This window comes from Pseudomonas sp. LFS044 (genome assembly GCF_047978245.1).
Lineage (GTDB): Bacteria > Pseudomonadota > Gammaproteobacteria > Pseudomonadales > Pseudomonadaceae > Aquipseudomonas.
Genome location: NZ_JBFPFX010000022.1, coordinates 61,622 through 75,884 on the forward strand (window position 1 = coordinate 61,622; position 14,263 = coordinate 75,884).

Annotated in this window: 11 protein-coding genes; 7 read left to right on the forward strand and 4 right to left on the reverse strand. The window is 62.0% G+C overall.

Going from position 1 to position 14,263, the window contains the following annotated elements; all coding sequences use genetic code 11:
• The first annotated feature begins 9 nt into the window (after positions 1–9).
• The 6 genes from infB (at position 10) to ACNQPL_RS18580 (ending at position 7,360) form a co-directional block, all read left to right on the forward strand.
• Complete coding sequence (gene infB, locus ACNQPL_RS18555; RefSeq protein WP_346615334.1) at positions 10–2,535, forward strand: translation initiation factor IF-2; 2,526 nt, start codon at positions 10–12, stop codon at positions 2,533–2,535.
• Positions 2,536–2,651: 116 nt separating this feature from the next.
• A complete protein-coding gene (rbfA, locus tag ACNQPL_RS18560) occupies positions 2,652–3,050 on the forward strand; it encodes a 30S ribosome-binding factor RbfA (RefSeq protein ID WP_346615335.1) in 399 nt (132 codons plus the stop codon).
• Between the two features lie 3 nt (positions 3,051–3,053).
• A complete protein-coding gene (truB, locus tag ACNQPL_RS18565) occupies positions 3,054–3,971 on the forward strand; it encodes a tRNA pseudouridine(55) synthase TruB (protein WP_346615336.1) in 918 nt (305 codons plus the stop codon).
• A 147-nt stretch (positions 3,972–4,118) separates the two neighbouring features.
• Positions 4,119–4,388 (forward strand): 30S ribosomal protein S15, encoded by a 270-nt coding sequence (gene rpsO / locus ACNQPL_RS18570; protein WP_016489163.1) that lies wholly within the window; start codon positions 4,119–4,121, stop codon positions 4,386–4,388.
• 249 nt (positions 4,389–4,637) lie between these two features.
• Positions 4,638–6,743, forward strand: coding sequence for a polyribonucleotide nucleotidyltransferase (gene pnp, locus ACNQPL_RS18575; protein WP_346615337.1), 2,106 nt, complete (start codon positions 4,638–4,640; stop codon positions 6,741–6,743).
• Between the two features lie 266 nt (positions 6,744–7,009).
• Positions 7,010–7,360, forward strand: a complete 351-nt coding sequence (locus tag ACNQPL_RS18580) for a BON domain-containing protein (RefSeq protein WP_346615338.1) — start codon at positions 7,010–7,012, stop codon at positions 7,358–7,360.
• 77 nt (positions 7,361–7,437) lie between these two features.
• Here ACNQPL_RS18580 and ACNQPL_RS18585 read toward each other — a convergent pair whose 3' ends face one another.
• Positions 7,438–7,740, reverse strand: coding sequence for a putative quinol monooxygenase (locus ACNQPL_RS18585; RefSeq protein ID WP_416467521.1), 303 nt, complete (start codon positions 7,738–7,740; stop codon positions 7,438–7,440).
• 60 nt (positions 7,741–7,800) lie between these two features.
• Between ACNQPL_RS18585 and ACNQPL_RS18590 the strand changes: the two genes are divergently transcribed.
• A complete protein-coding gene (locus ACNQPL_RS18590; protein WP_346615340.1) occupies positions 7,801–8,214 on the forward strand; it encodes a VOC family protein in 414 nt (137 codons plus the stop codon).
• Between the two features lie 99 nt (positions 8,215–8,313).
• Here ACNQPL_RS18590 and ACNQPL_RS18595 read toward each other — a convergent pair whose 3' ends face one another.
• The 3 genes from ACNQPL_RS18595 to acs all read right to left on the reverse strand — a co-directional run bounded on the left by ACNQPL_RS18595 (position 8,314) and on the right by acs (position 14,175).
• Positions 8,314–11,250 carry a DUF748 domain-containing protein gene (locus ACNQPL_RS18595; protein ID WP_416467522.1) on the reverse strand — a complete coding sequence of 979 codons (2,937 nt, stop codon included), beginning with the start codon at positions 11,248–11,250 and terminating at the stop codon, positions 8,314–8,316.
• 78 nt (positions 11,251–11,328) lie between these two features.
• The gene (locus ACNQPL_RS18600; RefSeq protein ID WP_346615342.1) at positions 11,329–12,198 is read right to left on the reverse strand and encodes an oxygenase MpaB family protein; all 870 of its coding nucleotides are present in this window, start codon (positions 12,196–12,198) and stop codon (positions 11,329–11,331) included.
• A 42-nt stretch (positions 12,199–12,240) separates the two neighbouring features.
• Entirely contained in the window at positions 12,241–14,175 is a 1,935-nt protein-coding gene (gene acs, locus ACNQPL_RS18605; RefSeq protein ID WP_416467523.1) for an acetate--CoA ligase, read from the reverse strand.
• Between the last annotated feature and the right edge of the window lie 88 nt (positions 14,176–14,263).

A 14,263-nucleotide genomic window follows, 5' to 3' on the forward strand; every position in this document is an offset into this window, starting at 1 on the left:
GAGAAGTGCATGACGCAAGTCACGGTGAAAGAACTGGCCCAAGAGGTCGAGGCACCGGTAGAGCGCCTGCTGCAGCAGATGCGTGAGGCAGGTCTGCCGCACACCGACGCCGGTCAGGTAGTGACCGACAATGAGAAGCAGACTCTGCTGACTCATTTGAAAAGCAGCCACAAAAGCAAGGCGGAAGAGCCGCGCAAGATTACCTTGCAGCGCAAGACCACCAGCACGCTGCGTGTCGCCGGTAGCAAAAGCATCAGCGTAGAAGTACGCAAGAAGAAAGTATTCGTTCAGCGCAGCCCGGAAGAGATCCAGGCTGAGCAGAAGCGTGAGCAGGACGAGCGCCGTGCGGCTGAAAATGCCGCTCGTGACAAGGTCGAGGCCGATGTTCGCCAGCGCAACGAAGAGCAGGCTCGTCGCCAGTCGACCGAAACTGCCGCCGCTGCGCCTGCGCCAGCTGCCAAGGCTGAGCCGGCACCTGCTGCTCCGGCTCCGGTAGTCGCCGACGCACCAGCGTCCGAAGACGCCGCTGCTCGTGCCGCCGAGCGCAAGAAGGACGAGACCCGTCGCAACGAAAGCCGCACTCGCGATGACGACCGTCGTCGTGGCGAGGCTCCACGTGTGTCGATCAAGGTCAAGGTCAAGGAGAAAGAAAAAGCTCCGACGCCGCGTGCCGCGCCGCGCACTACCGACGAAGAGAGCGATGGCGCTCGTCGTGGTCGTGGTGGCAAGGGCAAGCTGAAGAAGCGCAATGCGCACGGCTTCCAGAACCCGACCGGCCCCGTCATCCGTGACGTGACCATCGGCGAGACCATCACCGTCTCCGAGCTGGCCAACCAGATGTCCGTCAAGGGCGCTGAAGTGGTCAAGTTCATGTTCAAGATGGGTACTCCGGTCACCATCAACCAGGTGCTCGACCAGGAAACCGCTCAGCTGATCGCAGAAGAGCTGGGCCACAAGGTCACTCTGGTCAGCGATAGCGCCCTGGAAGATTCCCTGGCCGAATCGCTGAAGTTCGAAGGCCAAGTCGAATCGCGCGCCCCGGTCGTTACCGTCATGGGTCACGTTGACCATGGCAAGACCTCGCTGCTCGACTACATCCGTCGTGCCAAGGTTGCCGCTGGCGAAGCCGGTGGTATTACCCAGCACATCGGTGCCTACCACGTGGAAACCGACCGCGGCATGGTCACCTTCCTCGATACCCCGGGCCACGCTGCGTTTACCCAGATGCGTGCTCGTGGTGCCAAGGCGACCGACATCGTCATCCTGGTGGTGGCGGCGGACGACGGCGTGATGCCGCAGACCCGTGAAGCTGTTCAGCATGCCAAGGCAGCTGGCGTTCCACTGGTGGTTGCGGTGAACAAGATCGACAAGCCCGGTGCCGACCTCGATCGCATTCGTAACGAGCTGTCCGTCGAAGGCGTGACCTCCGAGGAATGGGGTGGTGACACGCCGTTCGTCAAGGTTTCGGCGAAGATGGGTACCGGCGTCGACGAACTGCTCGAAGCCGTCCTGCTGCAGGCCGAAGTGCTTGAGCTGACCGCTACTCCGACCGCTCCTGGTCGTGGTGTCGTCGTCGAATCGCGCCTGGACAAGGGCCGCGGCCCTGTGGCGACCATCCTGGTTCAGGACGGTACGCTGCGCCAGGGCGACATGGTCCTGTGCGGCTCCAACTACGGCCGCGTACGTGCCATGCTCGACGAGAACGGCAAGCCTGTGAAGGAAGCCGGCCCGTCGATCCCGGTCGAGATCCTCGGCCTGGATGGCACTCCGGAAGCCGGTGACGAGCTGTCCGTGGTTGCCGACGAGAAGAAAGCCCGCGAAGTTGCGCTGTTCCGTCAGGGCAAATACCGCGAGGTCAAGCTGGCCCGTGCTCACGCCGGCAAGCTGGAAAACATCTTCGAGACCATGGGTCAGGAAGAGAAGAAGACGCTCAACATCGTCCTCAAGACCGACGTACGCGGTTCCCTGGAAGCGTTGAACGGCTCGCTCGGCGGCCTGGGCAACGACGAAGTTCAGGTTCGCGTCATCGGTGGCGGCGTCGGTGGTATCACCGAGAGCGATGCCAACCTTGCGCTGGCGTCCAATGCGGTGCTGTTCGGCTTCAACGTGCGTGCCGATGCCGGCGCGCGCAAGATCGTCGAGCAGGAAGGTCTGGATATGCGTTACTACAACGTGATCTACGACATCATCGAAGACGTCAAGAAGGCCCTGACCGGCATGCTCGGCAGCGATGTTCGCGAGAACATCCTGGGTGTCGCCGAAGTGCGTGACGTGTTCCGTTCGCCGAAGTTCGGCGCCATCGCTGGCTGTATGGTCATCGAGGGTACCGTGCACCGCAACCGTCCGATCCGCGTACTGCGCGACGACGTTGTGATCTTCGAAGGCGAGCTGGAATCGCTGCGTCGCTTCAAGGACGACGCTGCAGAAGTACGTTCGGGCATGGAGTGCGGTATTGGCGTCAAGAGCTACAACGACGTCAAGGTCGGCGACAAGATCGAAGTCTTCGAGAAAGTCCAGGTTGCTCGTACCCTCTAAGGGCGAGCAGGGTGCCAGCCCCCGCCCCAAGGCGGTGGGCAGCGCCTCAGTAGGTAGCGCCCGGTCAGGCTTCAGCCTGACCGGGCGTTTGCCGCTTTAAGATACAGGTAGCAAGAATGGCCAAAGAATATAGCCGTACCCAACGTATCGGTGATCAGATGCAGCGCGAGCTGGCAGAACTGATCCGCCGTGAAGTCAAGGATCCACGCGTCGGTCTGGTGACCATCACCGCCGTGGACGTCAGCCGCGACCTGGGCCATGCCAAGGTGTTCATCACCGTCATGGGTGAAGAAACCCCGGACGCCGTGAAGCAGTCGCTGAAGGCGCTGAACAGCGCAGCCAGCTTCCTGCGCCTGCACCTGGGCCGCTCGATGCAACTGCGCAGCGTGCCGCAGCTGCACTTCCACTTCGATGAAAGCGTCAGCCGTGGTGTTCACCTGTCGGCGCTGATCGAACGTGCTGTGGCCGAAGACCGCCAGCACAAGGATACCGACGAGCAGGACACCAAGGAGTAAGCGGTGGCCCAGGTCAAACGTATCCGCCGCAACGTCAGCGGCATCATCCTGCTCGACAAGCCACTGGGGTTCACCTCCAACGCGGCGCTGCAGAAGGTCCGCTGGTTGCTCAATGCGGAAAAGGCCGGCCACACCGGCAGCCTCGACCCGCTGGCAACGGGCGTCCTGCCGCTGTGCTTCGGTGAAGCGACCAAGTTTTCGCAGTACCTGCTCGATTCCGACAAGGGCTACGAAACCGTCATGCAGCTGGGGCAGACTACCAACACTGCCGACGCTGAAGGCGAGGTTCTGCAGACCCGCGAGGTGACCGTTGGTCGTGCCGATATCGAGGCCCTGCTGCCTCGTTTTCGCGGCCCGATCAGCCAGATACCGCCGATGTACTCGGCGCTCAAGCGCGATGGCCAGCCGCTGTACAAACTGGCACGTGCAGGAGAGGTAGTGGAGCGCGAGGCGCGTTCTGTTACTATTAACCGCTTGGAGTTGCTCGAGTGCGAAGGCACCCGTGCACGGCTGAGCGTAGGATGCAGCAAAGGCACCTATATCCGTACCCTGGTGGAGGATATTGGCGAGGCTCTTGGCTGTGGCGCCTACGTTGCCGAGCTGCGCAGGACCCACGCCGGGCCCTTCGAGCTGGCCCAGACCGTGACCCTCGAGGAACTCGAACAGGCCCACGCCGAAGGTGGCAACGAAGCGCTCGATCGCTTCCTGATGCCTTCCGACAGTGGCCTGCAGGACTGGCCGTTGTTGAGCCTTTCCGAACACAGCGCCTTCTACTGGCTGCATGGCCAGGCAGTACGCGCGCCGGATGCGCCGCAGTTCGGCATGGTCCGGGTACAGGATCACAATGGTCGCTTCATCGGTATCGGTGAAGTGAGCGAAGACGGGCGCATAGCGCCGCGTCGACTGATTCGGTCGGAATGACCGGAACCACGGGTCAAGGCTTTGGCTGAGACCCGCGGATACAAGGGTGGCTGTCAGTAGGCACGGTCACACCTTTTTTATTAATACAGGGAGCAGTCCCTGGCCTATTGGAACCCGTCCGCGGGGTCCGTTATCAGGAGAAGCCAAATGGCCCTCAGCGTTGAAGAAAAAGCTCAAATCGTTACCGACTACCAGCAAGCTGCTGGCGACACTGGTAGCCCGGAAGTTCAGGTTGCTCTGCTGACCGCGAACATCAACAAGCTGCAAGGCCACTTCAAGGCCAACGGTAAAGACCACCACTCGCGTCGTGGCCTGATCCGTATGGTTAACCAGCGTCGTAAGCTGCTGGACTACCTGAAGGGCAAAGACACCACTCGTTACAGCGCCCTGATCGGTCGCCTGGGCCTGCGTCGCTAATAGCGGCCTGGTCAGTGGTGTGCATGGCGTGTTGCATGCTTCGGGGGCGCTGCCTTGCAGCGTTCCTGTCGGACACGCCACGCGTATCTCCGAGGTTGGCAGCCTGGCAATGTTGAGCGGATTACCCGCTCGGCGCCAGGCTCCCAGCCTCGTGTTGTATCTGGACGGTCAACGGGGCCGATTCCCTGTTCTGCCCAAGAATTCGCAAGAAACCAGTTCCCCCAGAGCCACTGAAAAAGGTAGGAAACCGTGAACCCGGTAATCAAGAAATTCCAGTTCGGTCAATCGACCGTTACTCTCGAGACGGGCCGCATTGCCCGCCAGGCAACCGGCGCCGTGCTGGTTACCGTCGACAACGACGTCACTGTGCTGGTGACCGTGGTCGGTGCCAAGCAGGCCGATCCAGGCAAGGGCTTCTTCCCGCTGTCAGTCCACTACCAGGAAAAGACCTACGCTGCCGGTAAGATCCCAGGTGGCTTCTTCAAGCGTGAAGGCCGTCCTTCCGAGAAAGAGACCCTGACCTCGCGCCTGATCGACCGTCCGATCCGTCCGCTGTTCCCTGAAGGCTTCATGAACGAAGTCCAGGTCGTCTGCACCGTGGTGTCCACCAGCAAGAAGACCGATCCGGACATCGCTGCGATGATCGGTACCTCGGCAGCCCTGGCCATCTCTGGCATTCCGTTCGAAGGCCCGATCGGCGCTGCGCGCGTTGCCTTCCACGAAAGCACCGGCTACCTGCTGAACCCGACTTACGAGCAACTGGCTGCCTCGAGCCTGGACATGGTCGTTGCTGGTACCTCCGACGCCGTGCTGATGGTTGAATCGGAAGCCCAGGAGCTGACCGAAGACCAGATGCTGGGCGCCGTACTGTTCGCCCACGACGAATTCCAGGCCGTTATCCAGGCTGTTAAAGAGCTGGCCGCCGAAGCTGCCAAGCCTACCTGGGACTGGAAACCAGCCGTTGCCAACACCGAACTGTTCAACGCCATCCGCGCCGAATTCGGCGAAGGCGTTTCGCAGGGCTACACCATCACCGTCAAGGCCGACCGCTATGCGCGCCTGGGCGAGCTGCGCGATCAGGCGATCGCCAAGTTCTCCGGTGAAGAAGGCCAGCCATCGGCTGCCGAGGTCAAAGAAATCTTTGGCGAAATCGAATACCGCACCGTTCGCGAAAACATCGTCAACGGCAAGCCACGTATCGACGGCCGTGACACCAAGACCGTTCGCCCGCTGAACATCGAAGTCGGCGTTCTGCCGAAGACTCACGGTTCGGCACTGTTCACCCGTGGCGAAACCCAGGCCCTGGTCGTCGCGACCCTGGGTACTGCCCGTGACGCCCAGCTGCTGGACACCCTGGAAGGCGAGAAGAAAGACCCCTTCATGCTGCACTACAACTTCCCACCGTTCTCGGTGGGCGAGTGTGGCCGCATGGGCGGTGCTGGCCGTCGTGAAATCGGCCACGGCCGTCTGGCCCGCCGTTCGGTTCAGGCCATGCTGCCTGCCGCCGACGTGTTCCCGTACACCATCCGTGTAGTGTCGGAAATCACCGAGTCCAACGGTTCCAGCTCCATGGCTTCGGTCTGCGGCGCTTCCCTGGCCCTGATGGACGCTGGTGTGCCGATGAAGGCACCGGTAGCCGGTATCGCCATGGGCCTGGTCAAGGAAGGCGAGAAGTTCGCCGTTCTGACTGACATCCTGGGTGACGAAGACCACCTGGGCGACATGGACTTCAAGGTTGCCGGTACCGCCAAAGGCGTAACCGCGCTGCAGATGGACATCAAGATCAACGGCATCACCGAAGAGATCATGGAAATCGCCCTGGGCCAAGCCCTGGAAGCGCGCCTGAACATCCTCGGCCAGATGAACCAGATCATCGGTCAATCGCGTACCGAGCTGTCGGCCAACGCGCCGACCATGATCGCGATGAAGATCGACACCGACAAGATCCGTGACGTCATCGGTAAAGGCGGCGCCACCATCCGCGCGATCTGCGAAGAGACCAAGGCTTCGATCGACATCGAAGACGACGGTTCGATCAAGATCTTCGGCGAAACCAAAGAAGCGGCAGAGGCAGCTCGCCAGCGCGTTCTGGGTATCACCGCCGAGGCCGAGATCGGCAAGATCTACGTGGGCAAGGTCGAGCGTATCGTCGACTTCGGCGCCTTCGTCAACATCCTGCCTGGCAAGGATGGCCTGGTGCACATCTCCATGCTCAGCGATGCGCGTGTAGAGAAGGTCACCGACATCCTGAAGGAAGGCCAGGAAGTCGAAGTGCTGGTACTGGACGTGGACAACCGCGGCCGTATCAAGCTGTCGATCAAGGACGTAGCCGCGGCCAAGGCTTCGGGCGTCTAAGCGACTGCCATGCTGGACGAAGAGGGCCCCTTGATGGGGCCCTTTTTTATTGCCTGCACGGAACCTTTTGCGGACTTGCATCTTGCACGCAGATTTACGCGGCAGGTTGCAAATTGCACGACAGGGGTTTGTGGGGATTTTGGTTAAGTCATTGATTTATAAGGGAACAAGCGAAGCGGAAAACCTGGCACAGGCCGTGCAACTACCTTCATACCTGCCGCCAGGACTAACGGCGCAGACCTTTCGAATAAACAGGAGTGACCCACATGAAGAAGTTCGCCATTGCTGCCGCTACTGCTACCGCTCTGACCCTGACCATGGCTAATGCGGCCTTCGCACAGCAGTCCACCCAGGCCCCAATGACGCTCGCGGCAGGTGAGATGACCCAAGCCAAGGAAGCTACTTCCGATACCTGGATCACCACCAAGGTCAAATCCGACCTGCTGACCGAGAAGGGCATTCCGGGCTCTGACATCAAGGTAGAGACCAACAAAGGTGTGGTATCGCTGTCGTCGACCACCGCTGTGACCGAATCGCAGAAAGAGATGGCCGTAGCCATCACCAAGAAAATCAAAGGCGTGAAAGCCGTTTCGGCTGATGGCCTGAAAGCAGAATAAGGATTGTCCCGTAGGCCAAACGGAGTTGGCCACTTATACACAAAGCCCCGGCCCAGGCCGGGGCTTTTCATTGGGGCTCAGAATACCGGGTTGCGGGCAACTACCTCGCTTTCGAAGCATTCCTGATCGGCGATCAGTGGCTCCACCAGCGGGCGGCTGTCGCGAAAATGCGCTGTGCGGGTATGCGCCTCGTAGGCCTCGTCATCCTGGTAGATCTCATAGAGGTAGATCACGTCAGGATCTGCGCGGTCCTGGGAGACATCGAACACCAGGCAGCCCGGCTCGGTAGCGACGGAAGCGGCGGCATTGACCTGGATGGCGCTGAGAAATTGTTCGGCGCAACCCGGTTTGACGCGCGTTTTGATGAACAGACTGTACACAAGGCTTTCCTTTTGTTTTACATTCGTTAATGAATTGTATACAAAAATGGAGTCGCGCCAATGTCCGAATTACCTGCTCGCCCTGGTCGCCTGAACGGCCTTCGCCACATTGCCTTGCTGGTGCCCAACCTGGAGGAGTGTGAGCGCTTCTATGTCGACGTGTTGGGGATGGAAGTGCTGAACAGGGCCAACGAGGACTTGGTCTACCTGACCTGCGGCAACGACAACCTGTCGCTGGGGCGTGGGGCAGGGGCTGCGAATGGCCTGCAGACGCTGGATCACTATGGGTTTATCGTCGACAGCGTCGAGGAGCTGGAAGCCTGGTATCAGTACTTCAAGGCTCATGGCGTGACCTTGCTGGACAGGCCGTTCAATCATGGGGATGGTGCGCGCAGCTTCCACCTGCTCGACCCAGCGGGGAACAAGGTGCAGCCCCTGTATCACCCGGCGGTGTCGGGGCAGCGGTTGGGTTGAGCCTGTACCGGTCCTTCGCGGCTGAAGCCGCTCCTACAGGCCTGCAGAGTACCTGTTGGAGCGGCTTCAGCCGCGAGAGGCCGGACCTGCAAACGGAGATTACTCGGCATCCAGATGCATCGGGGTAATCACCCGGCCATCTTTCTCGGCCTGCCCCAGCGTGGTATCGATGAAATACACCCGATCGTCCTCCAACTTGCCCTTGTCGACCAGGTAGTCCTTGATGCTGCTGGCTCGCTCCTGGCCCAAGGTACGCAGCAGTGGGGCGCTTTCGGCCCATGACTTGATCACGGCATCGCGCAGCTTGGCGGTGCGCTCTTCGCGGCCCAGTTGTTGCCATTCTGCCGGGGGCTGCTGCTTCAGGCGGGTACGGTAGATACCTTCGAGCATGGCCGGTTTGTCGCTGTCGTCGACCACCAGCATCGAGGCATTGGCCGGCACCTTGTCGCCACGCCGTTGCAGGATCTTGTACCAGGTAGCCTGGTATTCGCGCTCCAGGCGCTGTTGGGCGATCAGCGGGCCATCGCTGCTCTGCGCGCTGGTGCCTTCGATCTCCAGGCGCAGCTCTGGGCGCTCCTTGAGTGCCGAGGCGAGTTTGTCAAGCGCCGACTGGGCATCGCCCGAGAGCTCGCTGGAGCCTGGGGCGAACGAGACGTTGCCGAGGTCTTGCGAGCCGCCACCGGCAATCAGCCCGCCGATGAACTTGAACGGAGCCTGTGCTGCACGCAGCACTAGGTTGCGCAGGGTCTGCCAGACGATTGGCATCACGCTGAACTGAGGGTTATTGAGGTCGCCGGTCACCGGCAGCTCGATCGAGATCTTGCCTTCGGTGTCCTTCAGCAGTGCGACTGCCAGACGAATCGGCAGGTCGACCGCGTCTGGGCTGTCGACCTTTTCACCCAGCTGAAGCTGCTCGACCACGACCTTGTTTTCGGCCTTCAGCTGGCCATTGGTGATCAAGTAGTGCAGGTCGAGATTGAGGCGCCCCTTGCGGATGCGGAACCCGGCGAACTTGCCGGAGTAGGGCGTCAGGGTGGTCAGCTCGACGCGTTTGAAGCTGGTGGCGATGTCCAGGCTGGCCATTGGGTTGAAGGGGTTCAGCGCACCTTTGATAGTCACCGGTGCATACCGGTCGACCTTGCCTTTGATATCCACTTTGGCCGGCGCCGGCTTGCGGTTGTCGATGGTGCCGACCTGGCCATTGAGCTGCTGTACGGCCGTGGCGAAGTTGGGCGTCAGGGTAAGGTCGGCGAAGTTGGCCGAACCGTCGTTGATGCTGATCTGGCCGATGCGGATACCCAGCGGCTTGCTGTTGGTGGCGCTGGCCGGCTTGGCCTGGCGGGGTGCAGGTGCGTCGGCAGGCTGCGGAATCAGCAGGTCATCGACGTTGGTGGTGCGGTCTTCGTTGATGATGAAGCGGGCATAGGGCTGCAACAGGGTCACCTTGTCGATCGACAGGGCATCGCCATGCACGTAGGCCAGGCCGTCCACATTCACCTGCTGCCATTTGACGAAGTCCCGGTCCTTGATGGTGTCGAGGGTATGCAGCTGATTGACCTGCGCCTTGCCGGCCACGGTGAAGGCCAGTGGTTCGGTGCTTTTCAGGTCGACCTTGAGGTCGCTGGCGAGCATGCCGCTGCGCAGCTCAAGGCGGATGAACGGGCTGATATAGGCCTGGGCGACACGCAGGTCGATGTCGCGCGTGCTGACATCGAGCTTGGCGGTGACCGGGGCCAGGTTGACCTCGCCGGTGGCCTGTAGCTTGCCCTGCTTGCCGATACCCGTGTCGAGCTTGAGGGTGAAGGGGGACTTGTTGAGGCTGTCGAAGCCTTGCATGTCCAGGTTCAACGGGCCGACGTCCAGCGCTACCGGTTCTTTCTGGCTACGGTCAGCCAGATGCACCTGGTAGTTGCGCAGTTGCACGTCCTTGAGCAGTACCTGCCAGGGTTTGTTCGGCTCCTTCGCAGCTTTCTCTTCGGGGGTGGGCTCGGCCGCTGCCGGTGCCTCTTTTTCTTTCGTCGTGGCCTTGGCCGGCTGGCTGGCAAAGAGCTTCTGCCAGTCGAGCTGGCCGTCTTGCTCCAGCGCTGCCCAGGTTTCCAGTTTTTCGCTACGGACCTTGCCGACGGTGACCAGTTGTTTGGCCAGATCGATGGAGGTTTCACTGACTTCCAGGCTGGCCAGACGGGCCAGCGGGCGACCATCGGGGGCCTTGATGGCAAACGGGGCGACGCGCAGCGACGTGTTGTCGAGCCGCACTTCGGTGGTTTTCGACAGGTTGAGCGTGTAATGGGTGTCGAGGCTGAACACGCCATCCTCAAGTACCAGCGGCACGGCGTCACGCACGTAGGGCCAGAACAGCTTCATCTTGCCATCGGTGACTTTCAGCGTACCTTGCGAGGCAATCGGCGCCAGGCCCAGGGTGCCGCTCCAGTCGATGCGGCCACCGTTCGGGCCTCGCGCCACCAGGGTCATGTCGGCATTGTCGTCGGGCAACGTGCTGAGGTTTTTCAGCTCCAGGTTCATGTCGTCGTAAAGGAACTCGATCGGCTCGCTCGGGCGCTGGTCCTCGAAGTGCAGGTAACCACCGCTGAGCTTGATGCTGCCGATGCGCAGCGGGAATGGATCACTGGGCGGCTGGTCGGGCTTGGCTTCGCTGGCCGGCAGCTTGAACAACTGGGTCAGGTTGAGCGTACCGTCCTTGGCGAACAGCACTTCGTTGCGGGGTTTGTCGAGCTCCACGGCCTGCAGGCGCAGGGCCCCACTCCACAGGCTGTCCAGCGCAAGGTTGGCGTACAAGCGTTCGAAGCCGACCTGCTCCTTGCCCGGCTCGCCGATCTGCAAGCCCCACAGCGTGAGTTCCAGGCTGAACGGGTTGAGTTCGATGCGTTGCAGGTGCGCCGGCACGGTGGCGTATTGCGCCAGCTGCTGGTTGGCGATGCGCAAGGCGACACCCGGAACGATTAGGAAGCCAAGCAGGCTGTAGAGGGCCACGAGAGCCAGCAGTGCGCCAAGGGCGCGAGTCAATCCTTTGTACATGTGTCGCTTCGTCTGTCTAAGCCGGAGTGCTTGGAGTATGGCAGGTTAAATCGGTTCCGCTGATGCGCTCATTCGCCCTCACTCGATGCCCATGCGGCGCTTGGCCCGGTGCGCCGAACCGTCACGCATGGCCCAGCGCAATACTGGCGCGGTGCGTTTGAGCCCCAGGCGGATCATGCGCTGTTGCAGCGGGCCCTGATGCAGGCCGAGCATGGTCTGCGCCCAGCCGGGCAACAGGTCGATGCCGGCGTGCAGCATCAGCTTGCCTACCGGTTCTGCCAGCCGGCTCGGGGCCGGCGCTGCGAGCAGGATCCTGACCACCTCCAGGCTGCGTGCGTCGCATTGCAGCGCTGGGCGCATGTGCTGCAGGTAGTCCTCGACCTGCTGGCAGGAGCGCGGTACATCGCGGGCACCCAGGCGCTCGGCAATCAGGGCGATCTCATGGTAGTAGGCATCCTGGTCGGCGCGCGACAGGCCTGGGTCACGATAACGCAGGTGGGCTGCCAGGAAGCTGCTGACTTCGGCCACGTGTACCCAGGTCAGCAAGTCGGGGTCGCTGGCAGCATACGGGCGGCCATCGAGGGCTGTTCCGGTCACCTGCAGATGGATGGTGCGCACTTTTTCGATCAGCCACTCGGCGTCGCGGGTCGAGCCGAATGTGGTGCCGGAAATGAACTGGCTGGTACGGCGCAGCCGGCCGAGCAGGTCCTGGCGAAAGTTGGAGTGGTCCCATACCCCTGCGAGCGCCAGCGGGTGCAGGACCTGCAGCATCAGGGCGCTGATGCCGCCCACCAACATGCTGGGAAAGTCGCCATGTACACGCCAACTGATACTGTGCGGGCCAAACAGGCCAGGGTCCCCTTTGGGGGATTCCAGGTCGAGCTGGCCGAGGGCCAGCCCGGTGAGGCTCATGACCTGGGTTTCGATGCGGCGGCGTAGGGCTTCCATGGCGACCTGTCGTTCAGGGCGGCCATGAACAGGTGCCGCCGGCTATTGATTGAGGCGTGTGTCGATCAACCCCTGTACCACGCTCGGGTCGGCCAGGGTCGAGGTATCGCCCAGGCTGTCGAGCTCGTTGCAGGCGATCTTGCGCAGTATACGCCGCATGATCTTGCCGGAGCGGGTCTTGGGCAAGGCCGGGGCCCACTGGATCAGTTCGGGTTTGGCGAAACTGCCGATCTCCTTGCTGACCAGCGCCAGGAGTTCGGCCTTGAGCGCATCGTCCGGCGTCACGCCGTTCATCGTGGTGACGAACGCGTACACGCCCTGGCCCTTGAGGTCATGCGGGTAACCGACCACGGCCGCTTCAGCGACGCTGTCGTGCAGCACCAGCGCGCTTTCCACTTCAGCGGTGCCGATGCGGTGGCCGGAGACGTTGATCACATCATCGATGCGGCCGGTGATCCAGTAATCACCATCGGCGTCACGGCGGGCGCCGTCGCCGGTGAAGTAGTAGCCGGGCATGGGTTTGAAGTAGGTGTCGACCATGCGCTGGTGGTCACCGTAAACGCTGCGGATCTGCCCCGGCCAACTGGCCTTGATCGCCAGCAGGCCCGCACCGGGGCCTTCAATGAGCTGGCCTCTTTCATCCAGCAGCACGGGCTGCACGCCGAACATGGGCTGGGTCGCGCAGCCAGGCTTGAGCGTCTGCGTGCCGGGCAGCGGGGTGAGCATGATGCCGCCGGTTTCGGTCTGCCACCAGGTGTCGACGATGGGGCAGCGTTTTTGCCCGACTTCTTCGAAGTACCATTCCCAGGCCTCCGGGTTGATCGGCTCGCCGACGCTGCCGAGCAGGCGCAGGCTCTTGCGTGAGGTGCCTTGCAGTGGCCCGGAGCCCTCGCGCATCAGCGCGCGCAGTGCGGTGGGGGCGGTGTAGAAGATATTGACCTGATGTTTGTCCACCACCTGCCAGAACCGCGAGGTATCCGGGTAGTTGGGCACGCCCTCGAACATCAGTGAGATCGCGCCATTGGCCAGCGGGCCATAGACGATATAGCTGTGGCCGGTCACCCAGCCCACGTCGGCGGTGCACCAGAACACTTCGCCCTCGCGGTAGTCGAACACCACCTTGAAGGTCAGGGTGGCCTGCAGCAGGTAGCCGGCGGTGGTATGCAGCACGCCTTTGGGCTTGCCGGTGCTGCCGGAGGTATAGAGGATGAACAGCGGGTCTTCGGCCTCCATCGGTTCAGGCGGGCAGTCGTCACCGGCTTTTTCGGTGGCCTGGTCGTACCACAGGTCACGGCCTTCGCTCCAGGCTACATCGCCACCGGTGCGGCGCACCACGAACACGCTGCTGACGTCCGGGCAACTGGCCAGGGCCTTGTCGACGTTCTGCTTGAGCGGGATGCGCTTGCCGCCGCGGATACCTTCATCGGCGGTGATGACGGTGCGGCAGTCGGCGTCGAGGATACGATCGCGTAGGGCATCCGGGGAGAACCCGCCAAACACCACCGAGTGGATGGCGCCGATGCGTGTGCAAGCGAGCATGGCGTAGGCGGCTTCAGGGATCATCGGCATGTAGATGCATACCCGGTCGCCTTTCTTCACACCCCGTGCCTTGAGTGCATTGGCCAAGCGACAGACCTGCCGGTGCAGCTCGCGGTAGGTGATGGGCTTGGAATCATTCGGGTCATCGCCTTCCCACAGCAGGGCAGTCTGCTCACCACGCTGGGCCAGGTGGCGGTCGATGCAGTTGTAGCTGACGTTGAGCTGGGCACCGTCGAACCAGCGGGCCTTGCCGGTTGTGAGGTCGCATTGCTGCACGCTGGACCACGGCTTTATCCAGTCCAGGCGCTTGGCCTGTTCGGCCCAGAAAGTGTCAGGGGCGTCCACCGACTCGCGATAGAGGCGGCGGTATTGTTCGCTGGAGAGGGCGGCGGACTGGCTGACGGCCAGGGCCTCGGGGTAGTCGCGGATATCGAACATGGCAGGGGGTCCTTTGCGCTTGTGGGGGCGATGGACTGCAACGGCTATTCGATTGGACAGTGTAGCTGCAAGCGCTGTTCAACCCGTG

Bases quoted from the DNA above. Each gene is read 5' to 3' on its own strand.
- infB (WP_346615334.1), top strand. From the start codon at position 10: ATGACGCAAGTCACGGTGAAAGAACTGGCCCAAGAGGTCGAGGCACCG.
- rbfA (WP_346615335.1), top strand. From the start codon at position 2,652: ATGGCCAAAGAATATAGCCGTACCCAACGTATCGGTGATCAGATGCAG.
- rpsO (WP_016489163.1), top strand. From the start codon at position 4,119: ATGGCCCTCAGCGTTGAAGAAAAAGCTCAAATCGTTACCGACTACCAG.
- ACNQPL_RS18580 (WP_346615338.1), top strand. From the start codon at position 7,010: ATGAAGAAGTTCGCCATTGCTGCCGCTACTGCTACCGCTCTGACCCTG.
- ACNQPL_RS18590 (WP_346615340.1), top strand. From the start codon at position 7,801: ATGTCCGAATTACCTGCTCGCCCTGGTCGCCTGAACGGCCTTCGCCAC.
- ACNQPL_RS18595 (WP_416467522.1), bottom strand. From the start codon at position 11,250: ATGTACAAAGGATTGACTCGCGCCCTTGGCGCACTGCTGGCTCTCGTG.
- ACNQPL_RS18600 (WP_346615342.1), bottom strand. From the start codon at position 12,198: ATGGAAGCCCTACGCCGCCGCATCGAAACCCAGGTCATGAGCCTCACC.
- acs (WP_416467523.1), bottom strand. From the start codon at position 14,175: ATGTTCGATATCCGCGACTACCCCGAGGCCCTGGCCGTCAGCCAGTCC.